Annotated in this window: 19 protein-coding genes; 14 read left to right on the forward strand and 5 right to left on the reverse strand. The window is 57.3% G+C overall.

The features are described 5' to 3' along the window. Positions 1-2 precede the first annotated feature (2 nt). Positions 3-845 carry a DNA/RNA non-specific endonuclease gene (locus tag DX909_RS10810; RefSeq protein ID WP_128545188.1) on the reverse strand — a complete coding sequence of 281 codons (843 nt, stop codon included), beginning with the start codon at positions 843-845 and terminating at the stop codon, positions 3-5. A gap of 529 nt (positions 846-1,374) precedes the next feature. Here DX909_RS10810 and DX909_RS10815 point away from each other — a divergent pair. Beyond that, positions 1,375-2,418: a sensor histidine kinase gene (locus tag DX909_RS10815; protein WP_128545189.1), complete on the forward strand. Its 1,044-nt coding sequence runs from the start codon at positions 1,375-1,377 to the stop codon at positions 2,416-2,418. A 14-nt stretch (positions 2,419-2,432) separates the two neighbouring features. Here DX909_RS10815 and DX909_RS10820 read toward each other — a convergent pair whose 3' ends face one another. Next, positions 2,433-2,789 carry a hypothetical protein gene (locus DX909_RS10820; RefSeq protein WP_128545190.1) on the reverse strand — a complete coding sequence of 119 codons (357 nt, stop codon included), beginning with the start codon at positions 2,787-2,789 and terminating at the stop codon, positions 2,433-2,435. Positions 2,790-3,043: 254 nt separating this feature from the next. Between DX909_RS10820 and DX909_RS10825 the strand changes: the two genes are divergently transcribed. The 4 genes from DX909_RS10825 to DX909_RS10840 all read left to right on the forward strand — a co-directional run bounded on the left by DX909_RS10825 (position 3,044) and on the right by DX909_RS10840 (position 7,078). Continuing rightward, entirely contained in the window at positions 3,044-5,143 is a 2,100-nt protein-coding gene (locus tag DX909_RS10825) for a tetratricopeptide repeat protein (RefSeq protein WP_164851257.1), read from the forward strand. 45 nt (positions 5,144-5,188) lie between these two features. Continuing rightward, the gene (locus DX909_RS10830) at positions 5,189-6,187 is read left to right on the forward strand and encodes an endonuclease/exonuclease/phosphatase family protein (RefSeq protein WP_128545192.1); all 999 of its coding nucleotides are present in this window, start codon (positions 5,189-5,191) and stop codon (positions 6,185-6,187) included. 62 nt (positions 6,188-6,249) lie between these two features. Further along, on the forward strand, positions 6,250-6,681 hold the full coding sequence (locus tag DX909_RS10835) for a DoxX family protein (RefSeq protein ID WP_128545193.1): 432 nt from the start codon (positions 6,250-6,252) through the stop codon (positions 6,679-6,681). A 208-nt stretch (positions 6,682-6,889) separates the two neighbouring features. Next, positions 6,890-7,078, forward strand: a complete 189-nt coding sequence (locus DX909_RS10840; RefSeq protein WP_128545194.1) for a hypothetical protein — start codon at positions 6,890-6,892, stop codon at positions 7,076-7,078. A 292-nt stretch (positions 7,079-7,370) separates the two neighbouring features. On the opposite strand, the gene DX909_RS10845 is transcribed toward DX909_RS10840, so the two are convergent. Further along, on the reverse strand, positions 7,371-8,408 hold the full coding sequence (locus tag DX909_RS10845; RefSeq protein ID WP_128545195.1) for a spore photoproduct lyase family protein: 1,038 nt from the start codon (positions 8,406-8,408) through the stop codon (positions 7,371-7,373). Between the two features lie 210 nt (positions 8,409-8,618). Here DX909_RS10845 and DX909_RS10850 point away from each other — a divergent pair, with 210 nt between their 5' ends. From DX909_RS10850 to DX909_RS10875, 6 genes are all read left to right on the forward strand, one after another. Beyond that, positions 8,619-9,917 carry a serine hydrolase domain-containing protein gene (locus tag DX909_RS10850; protein WP_128545196.1) on the forward strand — a complete coding sequence of 433 codons (1,299 nt, stop codon included), beginning with the start codon at positions 8,619-8,621 and terminating at the stop codon, positions 9,915-9,917. Between the two features lie 159 nt (positions 9,918-10,076). Then, the gene (locus tag DX909_RS10855; RefSeq protein WP_128545197.1) at positions 10,077-10,955 is read left to right on the forward strand and encodes a cell division protein FtsX; all 879 of its coding nucleotides are present in this window, start codon (positions 10,077-10,079) and stop codon (positions 10,953-10,955) included. 28 nt (positions 10,956-10,983) lie between these two features. Next, the gene (locus tag DX909_RS10860; protein ID WP_128545198.1) at positions 10,984-11,187 is read left to right on the forward strand and encodes a DUF3098 domain-containing protein; all 204 of its coding nucleotides are present in this window, start codon (positions 10,984-10,986) and stop codon (positions 11,185-11,187) included. Beyond that, the gene (locus DX909_RS10865) at positions 11,184-11,963 is read left to right on the forward strand and encodes an undecaprenyl-diphosphate phosphatase (RefSeq protein ID WP_128545199.1); all 780 of its coding nucleotides are present in this window, start codon (positions 11,184-11,186) and stop codon (positions 11,961-11,963) included. Before DX909_RS10860 ends, DX909_RS10865 begins: the two co-directional genes overlap by 4 nt. 145 nt (positions 11,964-12,108) lie before the next feature. Then, on the forward strand, positions 12,109-12,807 hold the full coding sequence (truB, locus tag DX909_RS10870) for a tRNA pseudouridine(55) synthase TruB (protein ID WP_128545200.1): 699 nt from the start codon (positions 12,109-12,111) through the stop codon (positions 12,805-12,807). Next, positions 12,804-13,745, forward strand: a complete 942-nt coding sequence (locus tag DX909_RS10875; protein ID WP_128545201.1) for a bifunctional riboflavin kinase/FAD synthetase — start codon at positions 12,804-12,806, stop codon at positions 13,743-13,745. The genes truB and DX909_RS10875 overlap by 4 nt, the downstream gene beginning before the upstream one ends. Here DX909_RS10875 and pheA read toward each other — a convergent pair. Together pheA and DX909_RS10885 are read right to left on the reverse strand one after the other, a co-directional pair. Then, positions 13,724-14,800 (reverse strand): prephenate dehydratase, encoded by a 1,077-nt coding sequence (gene pheA / locus DX909_RS10880; RefSeq protein WP_128545202.1) that lies wholly within the window; start codon positions 14,798-14,800, stop codon positions 13,724-13,726. The two genes, DX909_RS10875 and pheA, sit on opposite strands and share 22 nt — an antisense overlap. 88 nt (positions 14,801-14,888) lie before the next feature. Then, complete coding sequence (locus DX909_RS10885; protein ID WP_128545203.1) at positions 14,889-16,775, reverse strand: DNA topoisomerase IV subunit B; 1,887 nt, start codon at positions 16,773-16,775, stop codon at positions 14,889-14,891. A gap of 308 nt (positions 16,776-17,083) precedes the next feature. Between DX909_RS10885 and DX909_RS10890 the strand changes: the two genes are divergently transcribed. The 3 genes from DX909_RS10890 to DX909_RS10900 all read left to right on the forward strand — a co-directional run bounded on the left by DX909_RS10890 (position 17,084) and on the right by DX909_RS10900 (position 21,750). Continuing rightward, positions 17,084-19,684 carry an SLBB domain-containing protein gene (locus DX909_RS10890; protein ID WP_128545204.1) on the forward strand — a complete coding sequence of 867 codons (2,601 nt, stop codon included), beginning with the start codon at positions 17,084-17,086 and terminating at the stop codon, positions 19,682-19,684. Between the two features lie 32 nt (positions 19,685-19,716). Further along, complete coding sequence (locus DX909_RS10895; RefSeq protein ID WP_128545205.1) at positions 19,717-20,811, forward strand: hypothetical protein; 1,095 nt, start codon at positions 19,717-19,719, stop codon at positions 20,809-20,811. A gap of 108 nt (positions 20,812-20,919) precedes the next feature. Beyond that, complete coding sequence (locus tag DX909_RS10900) at positions 20,920-21,750, forward strand: ABC transporter permease (protein ID WP_128545206.1); 831 nt, start codon at positions 20,920-20,922, stop codon at positions 21,748-21,750. Positions 21,751-21,757: the final 7 nt, after the last annotated feature.

The raw sequence follows: 21,757 nt of genomic DNA on the forward strand, positions 1-21,757 counted from the left end.
GCCTACCGGCGCGCTTCGATCACCTGTTCGACGGCGTCCGGCAGATTCGACAGCAGGTCGTAGCCGGTTTTTTGCTCGATTTCATCCACCGTAACCCTGTACGTTTCCCAGGACTGATCGCCTACGGCGTTGGTATTGGGCATCCAAACCGCGATTACCTGCGTCTGGTCGCCGACCCGGCGCAGGTCGTCGCTTCCGACCGGCAGCACCACGACCACCTTCCAGAGAGCCGCCGGCACGGTGATCCGCCCGGAACCGATGGCGTCGGCCTTCCCGTTGTCACCTTCTCCACCCCTACCGTTCGTACCGGCCACGATGTAGGCTTCATTCCCCTCTCCGATCCGTTTCCGGATATACTCTTCCAGCAACCGCCAGCTTTCCCGATTGTGCCGGGGGGCCTGCGGTACGATATTGGTCAGGATGAACGTACTGCGGTTTTCGTCCGCCGTCGAATCCCGGTCATCGGAGGGGCACAGATGCCCCCGGTCGAAACCGGTGCCGGTATAATCGGCATGGCGGGCCTGGTACCAGCCGGCCGGAAGGGTCTGATCCGGAATGAAAGTACCTGCATACCGGGTGGCGGCCCCTTTCCAGGCGGCCGACAGGTGCCAGGCACACCAGTTGGCAATGCCGCCCCCCCGATTATAACTCAGCACATAGGTAGCGCGATCGATCAGAAAGTTATTCTCCTGCGAGCCGTCGGCCCCGGAGGGGTTTCCGAGCGCCAGGTGGGCGTCGCGGGTGGGCTGGTCGGACTGGGGCGACGGCTGCCGGGAAGACCGGCATTCGACCAGCAGCAGGGTGACGGTTGCCGACAGGAACAACGAACGGAGAAGAGAGGTCATGCGGACAGGAAAAAGTTGTGTCCACAAACCTAATTTAAGTTACTAACAAAACTACCCCATTGCCTCGGTTCCGCCCACCGGCGGGGTGGCGAACCACCGGCCGACGTTTCGGTCGGGGGTTGTACCGGTTCGGGGGCAGGAATTCGCAATTCATCCGGCTTTTTTCCCGTTCCATGAAGATTGGGGTTTGCCGGGAGCGGGTTTTGGCCCAAATTCAGGTGACGCACAGGCACACCACTTTGGAGAAAACCGGGCAACCGGAAGCCGAAGCGTGTGCCCCGCCTTCCTTCCTCATTTGTTCGCACCCTGAATACAGGCCGGTTCGGCCTCGGGGATTACACACCCTCTTTTTTACGAAATCCGGGTTTTTTCCAGGCGTAAAGCCGTTTTGTTGTAGAAATAGACGGCTTTTCGCAAATTCACTACCGTATTGACAGAAAAATTAAAATCGGATCATTGGGCCGAGGTCTGGCCGGGGGCACCCGCAAACCCGATTCAGCAGGTTTTCCGGAGAGGATGGAAAGGGAAAATGCAGAAACTGAATGACAAGTGGATGCGGATCATCGGCGTTCCCCTGCTGGCACTGGCGGGGCAATGGATGATGTACGGTTATACCAACGTTCCTTATCCGGACGACTGGCGGATTCCTCTCTTCTTTATTCTGGGGACGGTCGTCGTATGGGAGTGCAACCGCTGGGGCATCATTCTCTCCCGCCGGCGGTACCCGGAACTGGGCCAGACCCTGCAGCGGGTAGTGTTCCAGTTGGTGTGGTTCGTGGTTTTCTCCAGCCTGATCCGCATCTCCCAGACGTTCCTGTACGACCTGATCGGACTGTGGCATACGGAGGATCAGATCCAGTTCAGGCCGTATTTTTTCAACACGCTGGTTTCCGTCGTCGGGACGGTGCAGGTGGCGGCCTGCTTCGAGGGCCTGTATCTGTACAATCGCTGGAAGGTGTCATTTACGGAAGCGCAGGAACTGAAAAAGGCGAACCTGCAAAGCCAGCTCGAATCGCTGAAGACCCAGATCAACCCGCACTTCCTGTTCAACAACCTGAATTCGCTGTCCTCCCTCATTTCAAGCGACGCCGGGCAGGCCGAACGGTTTCTGGACGAGCTGTCGTCGGTATACCGGTACCTGCTTCAGCAGAACAACCGCGACTTATGCCCGCTCTCCGACGAGGTAAACTTCATCAGGGCCTACTTCCACCTCCTGAAAACGCGGTATACGGAAGGCATCTTCATGGAAACCGACATCGAGCCGCGCTATATGCGGTATCTGATTCCGCCCCTGACGCTCCAGATCTTATTTGAAAATGCGATCAAGCACAACATTATCGCGGTGAACAACCCGCTGACGATCCGTCTGTATACCCGGAACGGCAGCCTCTTCGTGGAGAATAACATCCAGAAGAAGAAGCTGGCCGTTCCGTCCAACCAGATCGGTCTGCAGAATATCATGATGAAATACAAGCTGCTGGACCAGCCGTCGGTTCTTATTCAGGACGACGAAAAGCGGTTTCTGGTGGGCGTACCCCTGATTGCTCCGCCGGTGGAGGTGGTGCCGTCCTGATTCCGGCGCCGGGATCAGATCGGGTATTTCAGTTCCAGATACAGGTTTCGAATATCGGGTTTGGTACCGGTTCGCTGCACCTCCTGGAGGACTCGAACCGGCAGGGTATACGGATAGTCTTCCATCATCCGCTTTTCTTCCCGGGTAAAATAGATCGGTGGTTCCCGCCGGGCCATGTAATCGTAGAAGCCCTTCAGCTTCCACTGGTCGTCCGGGTGATCCTCGAACACAGGGGGCAGCGTGTCGATGGGGCTTTGGGCGGGACGGATCGGCGTTCCGGTTTCCGGCCCCCCGCAGGAGAGCGTCAGGGCGGCCGGCAGAAAAACCGGCAGAAGGAGCCGGAATAGTACTTTTTTTAGTTGGGGAACCATCATGTAAAAGAGTGAATACAGAAGGTTAGACGCGCCGGGTTGCGATAAGTCACACCCGGTTTTTGGCGTTCCCGAAAAAATCCGAAAAAACCGGCAACGACCATTTACTTCAAATATTCGACCGCCAACTCACTTTTTTTGGCCTGTCGGCCTAAAAAACGTACCTTCACCACTGCCAGTCGTAACCCTTCTCCTGCATGCTGAGGCTTTGCTGCACCGTTTTTGTGCTATTGATTTGTGTTGCCTTCCGTTCAATGGTCGGCCCTCCCAACCATTCCGCTTCTCCCCCCAAAGGCGATGCCGATTCGATTCCCCGTCTGAATAATACCGCTATCCGGCTTGCCTACAATAAGAATTATTCCGGGGCGCTCCAGCTCCTTCAGCGGGCCGCTGCCGCCCGGCCCTCCGACACCATCCTTTACAACCAGGCCATCGTTCTGAGCCGGCTCAGACGATACGAAGAAGCCGGAAGCCTCATGCAGCAGATCGGCTCTTTCTCGCAGGCTCAGGCAAACCGGGGCGTTTTTACCTGCATGACGGGCGACGTCAAAGCCGGCCTGGCGATGATGGAGAGTGCCGCCGTCGGGAAGGGCGCCGACCGCGTGGCTTTCAACCGGGCGGTCGCCTACCTGCACGCCGGCCAGTTTGCGGAAGCGGAGCAGGCGGCCGGTCAGGCGTTGCGCTCTCGCGGCAGCGAACCCGTTTATCGTCTGGTAAAGGGCGATGCCCAGCTGGGTCTGGGCAAGCATAAGGAAGCCCTGAACACCTATCGGCAGCTCGAAAGACAGGAGAGCCTCGCCACGGTTCTGCCGGTTCGGATCGGAAACGCCCTGCTCGGCCTGAAAGAGTATGAGGAAGCCGCCGAACAGTTCGAATCCTACCTGCTCTCCGGAGACCGGACGTTTCAGGCTTCGGCCCGCTACGGACTGGCCAACGCGTATTACGGCCGGAAGGAATTTGCCAAAGCCGTCGCTGAATACCGCCGGGCGGTTCAGTTTCAGCCCACCTGGGTGCAGGCCCGCACCGGGCTCGGCAATGCGCTCTGCTCCACCCGCGACTACCGGTCGGCCCGCATCGAATACGAAGCCGCCCTGGTCGTCGATCCGGAAAATCAGGCCGCCCACCTCGGGCTCGGGGTAGTGAGCCACCGTCAGGGTCTGTACGAACAGGCGATGGAGCATTTTTTGCAGGCGCCCGACCTGTTCGACGCCAAAAACGCGGACCTTGCGGACTGCTTCCTGAGCCGGGGACTTACCTATCTGGCCCTCAATCGTCTGGATTCGGCCTTAGTCAATTTTGCCGTGGCGATGCGTCTCGACAAAAAACATCCGGCGGCCTATGCGGGGGCCAGCGAGGTATACCGCAAAAAGGATAGCTTTCGCTATACGCTGGAATACCTTGAAAAAGCCATCCGGCTGTCGCCCCAGAACGACCGGATGCTGACCAATAAAGGGAATATGTATCTCCGGGCGGGCAACATGGAGGAAGCTTACGCCAACTTCTCCTGGGCACTGAACCACAACGCCCGGAACGTCAACGCACTGAACGGCCTTTCCATCGCCCTGCTGGAGAAAGACCGGATCGAGGAGGCCGAGCTGGTGCTGGACAGTCTCATCAACCGGGGCAACCACAAATCGTTTCTCTATAACAACCGGGGCATCGTCCGCTCCTACCTGGCGCTGAAACACGAGAAGCACCGGGATGTGAATCAGGCCAAACAATTTTATTACCGGGCCATCCGGGACTACGAACGCGCCCGGGATCTCGACTCCACCCACAAGACCTACTACAATAACCTGGGGAACGTCTACAAGAACATTCAGGAGCAGGCGAAAGCCGTCAAAAGCTACCAGGGGCATCTCGACCGCAGCGCCATCAACAACATGGGGGTGCTGTTCGCCAGCAACGGCAAACCCGATCTGGGACGGCACTACCTCAACATCGCCATCTCCCTGGATTCGGCCAGCCTGGTCTACAACTACAACCGTTTCAAGATATACCGGGAATTTTTCAAGGATTCGCTGGCGCACCGGCCCGACCTGCTCCGGGCCGAGCAGCTGATGCCGTCCACCTCCATCAGCTCCAAATACAGCAAGGACGGCTACATCAACATTTACCTGTACGACTACGATTTCGAACGGTATGAATTTCCGGGCGACCACTTCTTCCCGATCCAGACTGATGCCCCCGTTCCGCCGGATTACCGGCCGCTCGACGACCTGCTGTCGATGGAAATTCGCCCGGATCGGGCCGGCGCCCGGGTGGCCGAGCCGGTCCGTGTGGTAACAAAACGGATGCCCAAAGCCCGAAAATCGCGGATGGCCGGAAGTACGAAGTGCCCAAAGATCATTTAATGGCCTTATCTTTGCGCTGAATACTACCTGAAAGTCAAAGAAATCTTGAGAACGAGAACGGCTCATTCCCGCCCGCCGGTTTCCCGCCGATCGTCCAAACGGACCCTTAGCCCGCTCCGATCTGTTCTGGCCCTCGGAACGTGGGGCCTGCTGGCGGCCTCGCTGATCGGCTTTCTCGGCCGGACCTGGTTTGTCTTCGAACTGGCCAGCCATTTTCCGGTTCAGTACGGGCTGGCGGCCGGGGCGGCCACCCTCTTCTGGCTCCGAAAAAGCCGGCTGATGCTGGCCGTGTCCGTCGGGGTGCTGGTCTGGTCGGGCATTCAGGTGCTGCCGTGGCTGATGGCTTCCCCCCCTCCGGCCCCGGAGAAGCGGGACTTTAGAGTGCTGCATTCCAACGTCTTCTTCGTCGAACATGATACCCGCCGGGTAGTCGCCCTCATTGAAAAAGAGCAGCCTGACCTGTTCGTGCTGCACGAGATGATCCCCAAAACCATCCGGAAAATCGACCGGGCCACGCGGGCAAAATACCCCTATCAGTTCAGCACCTGGGCCAAAAATGAGTGCTACATCCTGGTCGGAAGCCGGACGCCGATCCGGATCGACAGGAAGGCCTGGCTCGAAAACCGGACGATCCATTACCGCACGATCCTGAACGGCCGGCCCCTCCACTTCATCACCGTGCATCCCCGCACCCCGACGGTCGGCTGGTGGTTCCGGGAGCGCAACGAGCAGCTGGCTTACGTGGCCGGTCTGGCCCGCCGGCAACGGGAGCCGACCCTCCTCATCGGCGATTTCAACACCTCGGTCTGGTCGCCGATCTATCACGATCTGATCCGGGTTTCTGGCCTGAACGCCTGCCGATGGGGCTACGGCCTTGCCCCGACCTGGAACAACCTGACCGGCATCCCGCTGCTGATGATCCCCATCGACCATGCCCTGATCAACGACGGTCTGCAGACGGTAGGGTTCCGGACGGAAGACCTCCCGAAATCCGATCACAAATCGCTGGTGGTCGATCTGGCCTTTCGGAAGGATCACAACTAAATCTTGCTTTTGTCTTATAAAATGCAGTAACTTAGGCTATTGTCACCAAATCGGACATAGTTATGAACATGCTGCATCGAATTGAGCACTGGGGCGATACGCATCACCCCGCCTGGACCGACGCGCTTCGTATCATGCTGGGAATCATCCTGGTCTTGAAAGGCATCAGCTTCATTGGAGACACCGAGTATCTCAACGCTCTGGTCGGCAGACGGCTTCAGGTCGTTCCGGTCTTTCTGATTCACTATGTGGCCTTCGCCCATCTGGTGGGGGGTCTGCTGATCGCGGTGGGTTGCCTGACCCGGCTGGCAGTTCTGGTGCAGCTGCCGATTCTGATCGGGGCCGTTTTTTTCGTCAATATCAGCCGTGGTTTTTCGGCCCTCAACTCCGAGCTGTGGCTGTCGCTGATCGTGCTGGGTTTGCTGCTCATGTTCCTGGTGCTGGGCTCCGGTAAGTTTTCCATGGATGAGTCCATGCGCCGGAATGCCCACTGAAATGCAGACTGGACGGCCCGGCAGCAGCGAAATAACAGAATGAATGGTTGAATGGTGCGCTGCTATTCTCGAAACGGCAAAGCACATTCAGTCACTCAATTATTCAACCATTCAACCATTTCCCTGCTGAGGAATAATTTGCCGTTTTTTCAAACAGAACCCGCAAAGTCAGGGTTAAACTCTGACCAGAACCAAATTTATCAACGTTATGGCTAATAAAGATTTGGAGAAAGCGGCAGAGACCTTATCCACCCCGAAAGTGGGCAATGATGCCAACAACGGTGCCCAGCACGGTTCTACCGGCGGCCGCCGGGGTACGTCCAAAACCAACGGCAACAAAGGCCCCCGCAGCGGTGGCGGCTCTACGGGCGGTACCAAAGGCGGTAGCCACAGCTAAGTTCACCTAATCGGAAGGCGACATGGAAATGTGGGTAAGACAGCTTTCCCCGAACAGCGGAAAGCAGGGAGGTTCGTCGGAACAACACGCGGAAGCAGGTCGGAAAGGAGGCCGAAACAGCACGGGTCCCAAGAAAAAAGCCGGACCCGATGACGCCAGGCACAACAATCCCGGACGGCCGAAAGGGTCCTGACGCTGATTTCGTTCACGCTGAACCAACGGTCGGATCACGACCGATCAGGGTTGATAAAACCCGTCAAAAAAGGCCGATTCGCAGGAATCGGCCTTTTTGTTAAAAAATATATCGGATGTCGCACCAGGGGATTTCGTCGGCAATCAGCCCTTCGAACACCCGGATCATCTTCGACTTGAGCTGGTGATCGTAGCGGATGTTCCAGCCCCCGAACTGGCTGCGCTTGTTCTCCTGCAGCTCGGGCACCCAGAGCAGTTCCTCCGCTTTGGGGTTAATCGCCAGGTTGGCCTGATGCTGCCACTGGTTGTGGGTCAGGAAAATCACTTCGCATTTCAGCTGCGCCTTCACCTCGGGGCGCAAAGCCGCATTCAGTTCCCGGAACAGTTCCCGGTAGTCTTCGCGCCACTGCTTGCCCTCGTAGACGATCACCGGGGAGAAGTTGACGTGTACCTCGTAGCCGGCGTCATAAAAATCGTTGATGGCCGCAATCCGCTTCTCGATGGAGTCGGTCCGGACGTCGACCAGTTTGCTGACCCGCGACGGCATCAGGCTGAACCGGATGCGGATCTTCCGCTGCGGATCGAAGTCGAGCAGGTCGCGGTTGACGAACTTAGTGGCGAAGGTGGCTTTGGCGCGGGGGTGGTCCCGGTAGAACCCGAACACTTCCCTAACACCGTTAGATAAGCTGAAATCCACCGAAATATCGGAATTACAACCGATGTCGTAGGTATGAAAAACCGGGTCGGTCTGGTTGGGCGTCTTGGGCCAGGGCAGGCTCATGACGTGGCTGTCTACGGCCGAATTGATTTCGTCCACGTTGGTGAACAGCGTAATGGGATTCACCTTCTTGTGCCGGTCGACGTAGCAGTAGGCGCAGCCGCCGAAGCAGCCGTTGGCCAGGCTGGGGGAAATATAATCGGAAGAACGACCGCTCCACCGGCATTCGAGGGTTTTGAGCCGGCCCAGCACGAGCACGTCCGATTTGACGCGGAAGTGATTCATGCCCAGTTCGGGCAGCCGGTTATGCTGCCGCACCTCCATCATCTCGGCATCCGGGTACTGCTCCAGCACCGCTTCTCCGCGCTCGTTCATGGCGTCGGCGGTGTAGAGAATGATCTTCGGCTGAAAGTCGGTCATTAAGATCGAGTTGAGTATCGTATTAAGTTAACATCTACCAATCCTATATAGTTCATAATTTTTTATTTGCAATACTCTGTTATACAGTCTTTTAAATTGTTTTTGTTGAATAAAAAATCGAAATCGTTCCTGGCCGTCCGTATTTTGTTTTTAGCCGATTTTTCCGCTTTTTTCCGGACTGTTTCCAAACCCTTTATTCGTCTCTTTCCCATGAATCGATTTGCTGCGTTTCTTTTATGCAGTTGTTTTTCCGCGGCTTTTGCCCAGAAGCCCGCCCACCCGGTTTTGCTGGAAGCCCGCCCGGAGTCCGTCGGCCTCAGTTCCGAACGGCTGATGCGGCTCGACCGGGTGCTGCAGGAATACGTCGATCAGAAAAAACTGCCCGGTGTTGCCGCCCTGATCGCCCGCGACGGCAGGATCGTTTATCATAAAGGATTCGGGAAGGACGACATCGAGGCCGGGACACCGCTCCGTCGGGACGCCATTTTCCGGATTGCCTCCCAGACGAAGGCTATCACCAGCACGGCCGTTATGATGCTGTTCGAGGAGGGTAAACTGCTGCTCGACGAACCGGTGTCGAATTATATTCCGGCTTTCAAAAATCAGACGGTGCTGAGCCGGTTCAACGAGAAGGATACGACCTATACCACCATTCCGGCCAAACGAGAGGTGACGATCCGCGACCTGCTGACGCACACCTCGGGCATCGGCTATGCCGGCATCGGCTCGAAGGAGGCCAACGCCATCTATGCCAAAGCGAAGATTCCGAGCGGCATCGGCACCCCGAATGAAAAGCTCTCCGAGAAGATTCCGGCCCTCGGCCGGCTTCCGCTGATGCACCAGCCCGGCGAACGCTGGACTTATGGCCTCAATACCGACGTGCTGGGTTACCTCGTGGAGGTCGTCTCAAAACAGCCTTTCGACGAGTTTCTGCGGTCTCGCATTTTCGACCCGCTCGGCATGAAGGACACGTTCTTTTACCTGCCTGCCGACAGGCACAGCCGCCTGACCGCGCTCTACACCGAAGACTCCACCAAAGCCTATCGCAAGATCCTGATGCGCAACGGCATGTCGGCCGATTACCCGAAACAAAAAGGTACGTTTTTTTCGGGCGGAGCCGGCCTGTCTTCCACGCTATACGACTACGCGATTTTCCTGCAGATGATGCTGAACGGCGGGGAATACAACGGAAAACGCATACTCAGCCCGGTTTCCGTCCGGATGATGACCATGAACCAGACGCCGGCCATTCCCAACCAGCGCTTCGGGCTCGGCTTCGGGATTGCCTCCGACCGGGAAGAAGCCCGCATCGGGGTATCGGAAGGCAGTTTTTCCTGGAGCGGCTACTTCGGAACCGTCTACTGGGTCGACCCGAAGGAAAAAATCGTGGCGCTGATTTTCACCCAGAAGGTACCCAACAGCTACAGGGACCTGGCCGACAAGTTCAGGGCGCTGCTCTACCAGGCGATCACCGACTCTGAACAGCCGCTGTTTGAAGCCGGAAAGTAAGGGTCGAGGGAACATCGGAAAGGCAGGGAGAACCTGCCTTTTTCCGTTTTTCAACTCTTAATTTTTCCTAAATCTCCGGGCGGCTTTCCGGGTGTTCGGCAATCGTTCGGGCAAAATTCCTATTTTTGTGTCGGGCATCCGTTGCCTTTACCAATATTTATGGCTTCAAAGAAGAAAGTGGGTTCGTATCCGGGCGGGATGATTCTCTTCAGCCTGACCTCGGCACTGTTTTTGATCGGCTTCTGCGGGATGCTGGTGCTCCAGTCGAAAAAGCTGGTGCGTTACATTCGCGAAAACAATGAAGTCCGTGTTTTTCTGGACAAGGACCTCGATGCCGGCCAGCAGAAGAAGCTGTACGACGAAATCATCAAAAAACCGTTCGTCCTCTACACCGGAACCACCCCCCAGATCAGTTTTGTCAGTAAGGACGTGGCCGCGAAGGAGTTTATTGCCGAAACGAAGGAGGACTTTTCCAAATTCCTGAACGAGAACCCGCTCCGCGACAGTTACCGGATCAAACTCCGGGAAGATTATTTTGAAGAAGTCAAACTGGAGGAGGTGAAAACCGACCTGGAAAGCGTCAACGGCGTGTTCGAGGTGGTGTATCAGGAAAACCTGGTCGACAACATCAACAAGAACATCACCAAGATTTACATCATCATGTCGGTATTTGCGGTGATCATGCTGATTATCATCGTCGTACTGATGAACAATACGATCCGGCTGGCCCTGTATTCGCAGCGTCTGCTGATCCGAAGCATGCAGCTGGTGGGGGCCACGAACGGTTTCATCCAGATGCCGTTCCTGCGCCGGGGCATGACCCAGGGGCTGATCAGCGGCCTGATTGCCGCCGTTCTGCTGTTCGTGCTGCTCCAGCTGGCGATCCGGAACATCGAGGGGCTGGCAACGCTCCAGGAACCCGAAAAAACCGGGATCCTACTGGGCGCCATCGTCATCCTCGGCATCATCATCGGGCTGATCAGCACGTTTCAGGCCGTTCACCGCTACCTGAGCCTGTCGCTCGACGAACTGTATTAATTCAATAAAACGAGATTTCAATACCACCATGAGTAAACTTCCTTTCGGCCGCGCCAACTACACCCTCATGATCATCGGGGTGGTCATTATCCTGATCGGCTTTATCATCATGAACCTCGACACCGAAGAATTCGGTTTCGGCACCCTCGGCCTAACCGTCGGCCCGCTGGTCGTCATGAGTGGCTTTATCCTTGAATTTTTTGCCATCTTGCGCCGATCACCGAATCAATGAGTCTTTTTCACGCCATTATTCTGGCCATCATCGAAGGGTTGACGGAGTTTCTTCCGGTCTCTTCGACGGGCCACATGATTATCTATTCGTCGCTCGTCGGCATCAGCGGATCGGAATTTACCAAGCTGTTTACCGTCAACATCCAGTTCGGCTGCATCCTGTCGGTGCTGGTACTCTACCGACGGCGGTTTCTCCAGACGACCCATTTTTACCTGAAACTGTTCGTCGCCTTCCTCCCGGCGGCCGTCATCGGCTTTCTGCTCAACGACTTCATCGATTCCCTGCTCGAAAACGTCACGGTGGTGGCCGTCACCCTTCTGCTGGGCGGGATCGTGCTGATCTATATCGACCGGATTTTCAAGGAGCTTCCCCGTGATTACGACGTCACCTTTCCGGAGGCCGTCAAGATCGGTTTCTTTCAGTGCGTCGCCATGATTCCCGGGGTTTCCCGTTCCGCGGCCACCATCATCGGGGGCATGTTTCAGGGACTGACCCGCAAGCAGGCCGCCGAATTCTCGTTCTTTCTGGCCGTTCCGACCATGGCGGCCGCAACGGGCTACAAATTGCTGAAATCCTACAAAACCATTCAGGCCGACGATGTCCAGCTTCTTTTGATCGGGAATGCGGTCGCCTTTATCGTCGGTTTGCTGGCCATCCGCGGTTTTGTCGGCTTTCTGACCCGCTACGGCTTCAAGGTATTCGGTTATTACCGCATCGCCCTCGGCCTGATCCTGCTGGGCCTGCTGGCGGCCGGCGTAAAGCTGGAAGTGGTGTAGAGGGCGTTGGGGAGTTTGAGGGTTGTGGAGTTAGGGCTCCACTGACGGACACCGGGTGGCTGCCAGCTCCTCAACGCTTACACCCCCCTACTCCTTAACCAGCAACCTTCACTATCTTTACAGCCTCAATTTCCCAAAAATACCAATGCTTCCTCCAGACGAAGGACGGGTGATTCTCATCGACAAACCGCTGAACTGGACTTCGTTCGACGTGGTCAATAAGCTTCGGTATGCCTGTAAATTCAAAAAAATAGGCCATGCCGGGACGCTCGACCCGCTGGCGACCGGGCTGCTGATACTCTGTACGGGCCGAAAAACCAAACAGATCGACAGCTACCAGGCTCAGGAAAAGGAATATACCGGGACACTGGTTCTCGGAAAAACCACCCCTTCCGTCGATCTCGAAACCGGGTTCGATGCCGAATACGACGTTTCCGGCATCACGCCCGAAGCCGTCGAGTCGGCCGCCCGCCGGCTGACCGGTACCATCGACCAAATCCCGCCGATCTACTCGGCCGTCCGGGTCAACGGGCAGCGGCTGTATGAAAAGGCCCGCAAGGGAAAAACCGCCGACGACATCGAAGGCGGTATCAAATCCCGCACGGTCACGATTTCGGTCTTTGAAGTGGAAACCGCCCGGTTTCCCGAAATTGATTTCCGGATTGTTTGCTCGAAAGGGACTTACGTCCGTAGCTTAGTGCGCGATTTGGGAGCGTTGTTGCAAAACGGAGCCTACCTCAAGGTCCTGCGCCGGACCCGCATCGGAGCGTTTCGGATCGAGGAGGCCGACTCCCTGGAGGAGTTTATCCGCAATAACCGCCCTGCTGAGCAGTCACCTACATGAAGATATACCAAGGAATTGATACGTTCGAACCCCTGCCCTACGCCGTCGTTACCAGCGGCACCTTCGACGGGGTTCACCTGGGTCATCAGAAAATCATTTCCCGGCTGACGGAAATCGCCCGGATTCACGGGGGGGAAACCGTCGTGCTGACGTTCTGGCCCCACCCCCGCACGGTGGTTTCGAACGACAGCCGGGACCTTCGGCTGCTGTCTACCATCGAGGAAAAAACCGAGCTGCTGGAAGCCGCCGGCGTCGACAACCTCGTGATCATTCCCTTTACCCGCTCGTTTTCGGAGCTGTCGTCGGAGGAGTTTATCCAGCAGATTCTGGTGGAGAGGATCGGCACGAAGAAGCTGGTGATCGGCTACGACCACCACTTCGGCCGGAACCGGGAGGGCAGTTTCGACTACCTGAAGCAGCACGCTCACCAGTACGGTTTCGAGATCGAGGAGATTCCGCGTCAGGATGTCGATGCCGTCGGGGTCAGTTCCTCCAAAATCCGGACGGCCCTGCTAGAAGGCAATCTCGCCACCGCCACCCGGTTTCTGGGCCGCCCCTACAGCCTGACCGGCACCATCGTGAAAGGCCAGCAGCTGGGCCGGACCATCGGCTACCCGACCGCCAACATTCAGGTCGACGATCCGAATAAGCTCATTCCGTCCAACGGCATCTACGCGGCCGAGGTCATCTACCAGGGCCGCCTGCTGGGCGGAGCCATGAGCATCGGCACCCGCCCGACCGTCGGCGGGACGCACCGGACCATCGAGGTATTCATCTTCGACTTCGATCAGGAAATTTACGGCGAACACCTGACGGTGCGGTTCATCGAGTATCTGCGGCCGGAACTGAAATTCGACGGCCTCCCCGCCCTCGTGGCCCAGATGGACCTCGATGTCGGGAAGGCCAAACGGATTCTTTACTCCAGCGCCCGGACGTAACTGCCCAGCCATTTGACGTCGGCCGCGTGGTGCTGGAGGATTTCCCGCACGGGCGCGTCTTCAGCGTGTCCTTCAAATTCGATCAGAAACCAGTAGCGGAACGTCGCCCCTTCGCGCAGCGGGCGGCTTTCGATTTTGGTCAGGTTGATCCGGCGGGCGTTGAACTCCTGCAGGAACTGGGCCAGCACCCCGGGTGAGTTGGTGTTCGGCAGGCGGGCCACGAGGGTGGTTTTGTCGTTTCCGCTCCGCTGGTTTTTAAAATCCTTGGCGAGAATCAGAAAGCGGGTCCGGTTCAGGTCCGTGTCTTCGATGTTGTCGAACAGCACCGGCACCCCGAACAGCTTGGAGGCAATGTGGGAACAGACCGCAGCCGCCCGGGGGTTCTGGGCCGCCAGTTTGGCGGCCTTCGACGTCGATTCGACCGGCACCAGTTCGGCCGGCAGCCCCTCGAAATATTCCTTCAGGAACTTGCTGCACTGCCCGAAGGCGATGTCTTTGGAATAAATGTGGGTAATGTCGCCCAGAACGTCGGTCTGGGTGGCGAAGGTGAAATGCACCGGGATCTGGGCTTCGGCCGCGATGACGAGGTCCTTCTCGTAGAGCAGGTCGATGGTTTCATTGACGACCCCCTCCTGGTTATTCTCGATCGGTACCACCCCGAACCGCGCCCGCCCGGTTTCGACGCTCTCGAACACGGAGCGGATGTTCGGCAGGGCCAGGTATTCGCTCATGGCTCCGAACCGGCTTTCGGCGGCCTGGTGGGTGAAGCTTCCTTCCGGCCCCAGGTAGGCGATGCGCTCGGGCATCTCCAGATTTCGGGAAACCGCAAAAATCTCCAGATAGATGGCATCGATGGCCGAGGGCGTCATCAGGCCGTCGTTCAGCCGGTGGAGACGGTCCAGAATCTGCTTTTCGCGCTCGGGCCGGTAAATGATGGAGTTACTCGTTTTTTTCAGTTCACCCACTTGCCGGACCAGGTCCATGCGCTGGTTGAGCAGAGTCAGCAACTGATCGTCGATACCGTCGATCTGGGTACGGAGGGATTCGAGAGTCATATTCGTAAACTAAGTATTCATGCGCCGGGCAGCAGAAAACCGTGCGCTCCGGAGCCGTCCGGCACGCACGGTTTCCGACCGGGTCCGATTACACCAGAGCCGCGTCTTCCACATCCTTTTCGATGCGGAGGTTTTCGATGATGAATTTCTGCCGGTCGGGCGTGTTCTTTCCCATGTAGTAGCTGAGCAGTTTCGGAATGGACGTTTCCTTTTCCATGATCACCGGCTCCAGACGCATGTCGTCGCCGATGAACAGACCGAATTCCTCCGGCGAAATCTCTCCCAACCCTTTGAACCGGGTGATTTCCACCTTCTTGCCGCTCTTGTTCAGCTTGTCGATGGCCCGCTGTTTCTCCTCCTCCGAATAACAGTAGACGGTTTCCTTATGGTTTTTCGGATTCCGAACGCGGAACAGGGGTGTTTCGAGGATGTAAAGATGGCCGTTCCGGACCAGATCCGGAAAGAACTGGAGGAAAAACGTCATCATCAGCAGCCGGATGTGCATCCCGTCGACGTCGGCGTCCGTAGCGATGACGATCCGGTTGTAGCGCAGCGTGTCCAGTCCGTCCTCGATGTCGAGGGCGTGCTGCAGCAGGTTGAACTCCTCGTTTTCGTACACCACCTTTTTGGTCAGCCCGAAGCAGTTGAGCGGTTTGCCGCGCAGACTGAATACCGCCTGGGTCTGTACGTTCCGGGACTTGGTGATGGAACCGCTGGCGGAGTCGCCTTCGGTGATGAACAGGGTGGAGTTCTGGCGGTCTTCGGCTTTGGGGTCCGACAGGTGTACGCGGCAGTCGCGGAGTTTTTTATTGTGGAGATTGGCTTTCTTGGCGCGTTCGTTGGCCAGTTTCTTGATGCCGGCGAGTTCCTTCCGCTCGCGTTCCGACTGCTCGATCCGTTTCTTCAGGGCATCGCGGATGGCCGGGTGCATATGCAGGTAGTCGTCGAGCCGGTCTTTCACGAAATCGATCACGAACGAACGGACGGACGGGCTGTCCGGGTCGGGCGCCATGTTGAGCGAACCGAGCTTGGTTTTGGTCTGCGACTCGAAAACCGGTTCCTGCACCCGGACGCTGATGGCCGCAATGATGGACGCCCGGATGTCGGAGGTGTCGTAGTTTTTATCGAAGTGCTTCCGGACGGTTTCCACCACGGCTTCGCGGAGGGCGTTCTGGTGGGTCCCGCCCTGGGTGGTGAACTGCCCGTTCACGAAAGAGTAATACTGCTCCCCGTATTGATTGCCGTGCGACATGGCGATTTCGATGTCGTGGCCTTTCAGGTGAATGATCGGGTAACGCAGGGCCTCTTCGTCGGTCTTGTTCTGAAGCAGATCCAGCAGGCCGTTCTGCGAAACGAATTTTTCGCGGTTCAGGCTCAGCGTCAGGCCGGCGTTGAGGTAGCAGTAGTTCCAGATCATGTCCTTCACAAACTGGCTGCGGAAATGATAATTCTTGAATACCGTGGCGTCCGGTTCGAAACAGATCAGAGTTCCGTTCCGCTCGGTAGTGGCACTTTCACCCTGGCGGGTCAGCTGGCCCCGTTCGAATTCCGCCCAGACGGATTTGCCCTCGCGGTAGGACTGGACCTTGAAAAAGGTGGAGAGCGCATTGACGGCTTTGGTTCCTACCCCGTTCAGCCCGACCGATTTCTGGAAGGCTCCGGAGTCGTACTTGCCGCCGGTATTGATCTTGGAAACCACATCGACCACCTTGCCCAGCGGGATGCCCCGGCCGTAGTCGCGGACCTCGACCCGGTGATCGGTCACTTTCACGTCGATGAGCTTGCCGTGACCCATGACGTGTTCGTCGATGCAGTTGTCGATGACTTCTTTGAGGAGGACGTAAATGCCGTCGTCGGCCGCCGAGCCGTCGCCCAGTTTTCCGATGTACATGCCCGGGCGGAGCCGGATGTGTTCACGCCAGTCGAGCGACCGTATACTGTCTTCGGTGTATTGTACCTGGTTGTTGTCTGCCATAAAAGGGAGGGAGCAATTTATAAAGTCAGAATGATCGAAAGGGCCTTTTGTAAACCCGGTTCCTCTCCGGAAAAGTTCGTGGAATATGAAATTTTACCCTTCAGGAAGAATTTGTTTAAAAAGTAATAAAAGTTCGTTTACTTTGTAGCGCAAAGTGCGCAAAAATAATACAATAAGCGATTTGTCGTTGATAGCATACAAAAACGCATGAGATTGATCGGCGTCCGGCGTCCGAATACATTCTTAAAAATATGCAAAAATCTCAAGATTTCCATCGTTTTAGCTCAAAAAAATTCCCTGTCTCTTCGATGCTTTTTGTCCGCAAAACCATTCTGGGTGTCGCTTTGCTCTGCACCGGAATCAATGCCGTGGCACAGGTAACGCCGGCGCCGTCCGCTCCCTCCGCACCCGCCACCGCTCCCGCTACCGCACAACCCCGCCCCTCGGCCCCCGCAGGCGGTAATACGGCCCGTCCCGGTGCGACCGGACCGGCCCCCGCCGGACAATCGCAGGGCACCCTCCCGGGTCAGGTCCCCGGCCAGACGCAGGGCCAGCAGGGTCCGCGCGGGCAGGGTCAGACGCAGGGCCAGGGACAGCAGGGTGGAAATCAGCAGGGTGGCCGGACCGGTGCTGGAACGGGCCAGCAGGGTGCCGGGCAAACCGGTCAGGCGGGCCAGCTGGGCCCGGGTCCGCAGGGCAGCAACGCCAGCGAGACCCAGGACCTGAGCCAGGATGAACAGGCCGAACAGGCGCTGACCGAACAGGAACGGCTCCGCGAACAGGAACTGGCCGCCCAGCGCCGGAAACTGTTCGGCTACCAGACCTTCAACGATCCCAACAATGCCGCTACCTTCCAGCCGAACCTGAACATCGCCACCCCGAAAGGCTACGTGGTCGGTCCCGGCGATCAGCTGAACATCAACATCTACGGCTTCTCGGAAGCCACCTTCCTGCTGCCGGTCAACCCCGACGGGTTCGTCTACGTGCAGCGCGTCGGCCCCATCCACGTGGCCGGCCTGACCATCGAACAGGCCCGCACCCGCATCCTGGACCGGCTTTCCAAAATCTATGTCGGCCTGAAAAGCAGCTCCTACGGCCCCGCCAACACCTACCTGATCGTCACCCTCGGCGACATCCGCAGCATCCGGGTTTCGGTCACCGGCGAAGCCATCCGGCCGGGAACCTATACGCTCTCCTCGCTCTCGACGGCGCTCAATGCCATCTATCAGGCCGGCGGCCCCAGCGAACTCGGGTCGTTCCGGAACGTGCAGGTGATCCGCAACAACCGGGTCGTCGGGACGCTCGACCTTTACGACTATCTGACGTCCGGTATTCAGCGGAACGACATCCGCCTTCAGGACAATGACAATATCCGCTTTACGACCTATAAGACCCACGTCGAGGTAACCGGCTCCGTCAAGCGCAACAACATCTTCGAACTGCTGCCGGGCGAAACCATGAGCCGCCTGCTCGAGCTGGCCGGCGGTTTCACCAGCAACGCCTATAAATCCCGCATCAAAATCACCCGGTTCACCAACCGCGAACTGAAAGTGGTGGATGTCGTCGAATCCGAATTCGGCAATTTCCAGCTGCAGGACGGTGATAACGTGGCGGTCGAATCGGTCCTGGCCCGCTATGAAAACCAGGTGGGCATTCAGGGAGCGGTGTATCGCCCCGGAACTTACTCACTCGACCAGAACAAAACCCTGAAGCAACTGCTGAGCAGCGCCGAGGGCCTCAAGGGCGAGGCTTTCACGGGCCGCATCCAGATCGTCCGGACCCGCGACGACATGGCCATCGAGAACATTTCCCTGAATCTGGCCGACATCATCAACGGCACCGCCCCGGACGTGGAGCTGAAGCGCGAAGACCAGGTGGTGATCCCCTCCCGCTTCGACATGGCCGAGTTTGCCAACGTCAGCATCGTCGGTGAAGTCATTACGCCCATCAATTCGACGGCCTATATTTCCAACATGACGCTGGAGGACCTTCTGCTCCAGGCCGGCGGGCTGAAGGAGTCGGCCGCGGCTTCGCAGGTGGAGGTGATTCGCCGGAAGAAGGACGTGGACGTCACCTCCACGAGCGCCCAGATTTCGGAAATCTACCGTTTCAACATCGACCGCGACCTGAGCATCAAACCGTCGGACACCAAATTCCTGCTGGCGCCCTACGATCAGGTCGTCGTGCGCCGTTCTCCGAACTACCAGGAACAGACCTTCGCCTTCGTCGACGGAGAGGTGCTCATGCCGGGACAATATCCGCTGAAAACCAAAGACCAGCGGATCTCGGACATCATCAAGATGTCCGGCGGGCTTTCTCCCTACGCCTACGTCGACGGCGCCACGCTCGTGCGGCAGGTCCAGATCAGCCAGGCCGAGCAGGCGATGCGCCAGCAAACGATTACCGAACTGGCCGACGACAGCCCGAAAGCGATCGTCAACCTCGATACCTCGACGGAAGGCCGTGAAGACCTGATCGGCATCAACCTGCGCAAAATTCTGAGCAACCCGGGTTCGAGCGAGGACATGATCCTGCGCGAAGGCGACGTGGTCCGGATTCCGAAAATGCTTGAAACCGTCCGCGTCGGCGGGGAAGTGCTGCTGCCGACCACGGCCAAATTCCGCCGGGGGCAGTCGTTCCAGGATTATATTTCGCAGGCCGGCGGGTTCACCAGCCGCTCGGCCCGCAAACGCGCCTACGTCGTCTATGCCAACGGCTCAGCCGACCGGACGCGCCGGTTCGCCTTCTTCAACGTGTATCCGCGTGTCGAACCCGGCTCGGAAATCATCGTTCCGCAGCAAACCCGGGGTGAGCTGACGCCCCAGCAGGTCATCAGCAGCACGACGGGTATCGTAACGTCCCTGATGACGCTGATTACGGCGGTGCTCGCCTTCCGCGCGCTCCGATAAACTTCATCCAACACCAAGCGACCTGAAAACGTATGGAAACCATAGATTCTAAAAAATCGTCAAACGAACTTCCTCCCGATCAGATTTCGCCGAAGGAAGTGATTAACCGGATGATCGTGTTCAGGAATCTCCTGATGCGCAGCTGGAAACTGATAGCCGTTTGTGTGGTAATCGGGGGTCTGATCGGCTTTTTCGTCGACATGAACCTGGATAAACGCCCGACCTATACGGCCTTCATCACCTTCAACCTAGGCGGTGGTTCAGGCCAGGGCGGTATGGGCGACCTCGGCGGCATCGCCGGGATGTTCGGTCTGGGCGGGGGCGCTCCGGACGCCAACATCTTCACGGGCGAAAACTTCATGTACTACGTCGTTTCCCGACCGATCATTACCCGGACGCTGATGAAGGAGGTGGATACCCTCAACAATCAGAAGGATCTGATGATCAACTACTACATCCAGCACAGCGGGATTCGGGACGACGAGTGGGAAAAGAACGACACCCTGCGGAACTTCCGGTTCGTGCGCGGCAAGAGCCCCGCCACCTACACCCGGCTGGAAAATCAGGCTTTGGACGACGTCTTCAACCGCATCAAGGGCGAAACCTCCATCGTTCAGAAAGACCGGAAGTCGTCCTTCCTGACGCTGCAGACCGGCCAGCATTCCGAAATGCTGGCCAAGATCTGGGTCGAAACGCTGCTGAAAACCGTTCAGGAGGACTATACCGAAAAGCAGACGAAAAAAACCCACGAGATGAAGGACCTGCTCGTTCACCGGGCCGACTCACTGGGCCGGATTCTCGGTAAAAACGAGTCCAGCCTGGCCCGGTACATCGATCAGAACCAGCAGATCGTGGTGGCGGAAGGCCAGCTGGCCCAGACTAAGCTGACCCGCAACTCGCAGTTTCTGCAACAGCTGTATTACCAGGCCCTGTCGAGCGTGGAGAACATCAATATGACCCTCATCAAAGAGGCACCGCTGTTCACGATCATCGAGCCGGTGGCCCTGCCGCTGTACAAGGAAGCCCACGAACCGTATGCCATGCAGGCCGGGCTGATTCTGGGCCTCATGCTGGGTCTGGTCATCGTCTTCCTGCGGCAGGCCTACTTCAGCATCATGCACAGCTAACAGAGTTTTGAAGGAATCGTGAAGAGTTAAAAGTTATGAGTTAACTTGCCCCGGCATTGGTTACTCACGGCTTTTAACTCTTAAATTTGTAACACCCCCTCATTTTTTGTGAAAACACACGAAGTGGTTATTCAACCGGGCCGGTCGGAAAAACATTACTGGCGGGATTTGTGGAAAAATCGGGAACTGTTGTACATCCTGTCCATGCGCGACATTTCCGTACGGTACAAACAGACCATCCTCGGCACCTCCTGGAGCCTCATCCGCCCGCTGACGACCATGCTCATCATGGTGTTTGTGTTCAGTAAAGTAGCCAAACTCAAAGGCGACCCCGGCATTCCCTACCCGCTGATGGTGCTCGCCGGGATTACCATCTGGACCTTTTTCGCTAATGCCTTCACCCAGATCAGCACCTGCATCACGGCCAATTCCAACCTGGTCACAAAAGTATACTTCCCGCGGCTCATCATGCCGCTGAGTTCCATCGTCGTCAGTTTCATCGACTTTCTGATCGCCCTTGGGCTGTTCGTCCTGATTGCCATCTGGTACCAGTTCTGGCCCGACTGGCACATCCTGTTCCTGCCGCTTTTTATGGTGCTGGCCCTGCTGGCTTCGTTTGCATTTGGTCTTATCTTTGCCGTATTGAATGTGCGGTTCCGCGACATCGCCCAGCTGATTCCGTTCCTGGTTCAGGTCGGCTTTTACGCCTGCCCGATCGCTTACAGCAGCCGGCTGGTGGCGGGCGAGTCCTGGTATCCGCTGTACATTCTCAACCCCCTGGTCGGGATCATCGACGGTTTCCGCTGGTCCCTTCTGGGCGAAAACGCTTTCTTTAATCCAACCAGTATTGTATATTCGGTGTTGATTATCAGCGTCGTACTGGTCATTTCGGTGTATTTTTTCCGGAAGCGGGAAAACACCTTCGTCGACGATATTTAGCATGAAA

Source organism: Larkinella soli (genome assembly GCF_003703975.1).
Taxonomy (GTDB): domain Bacteria; phylum Bacteroidota; class Bacteroidia; order Cytophagales; family Spirosomataceae; genus Larkinella; species Larkinella soli.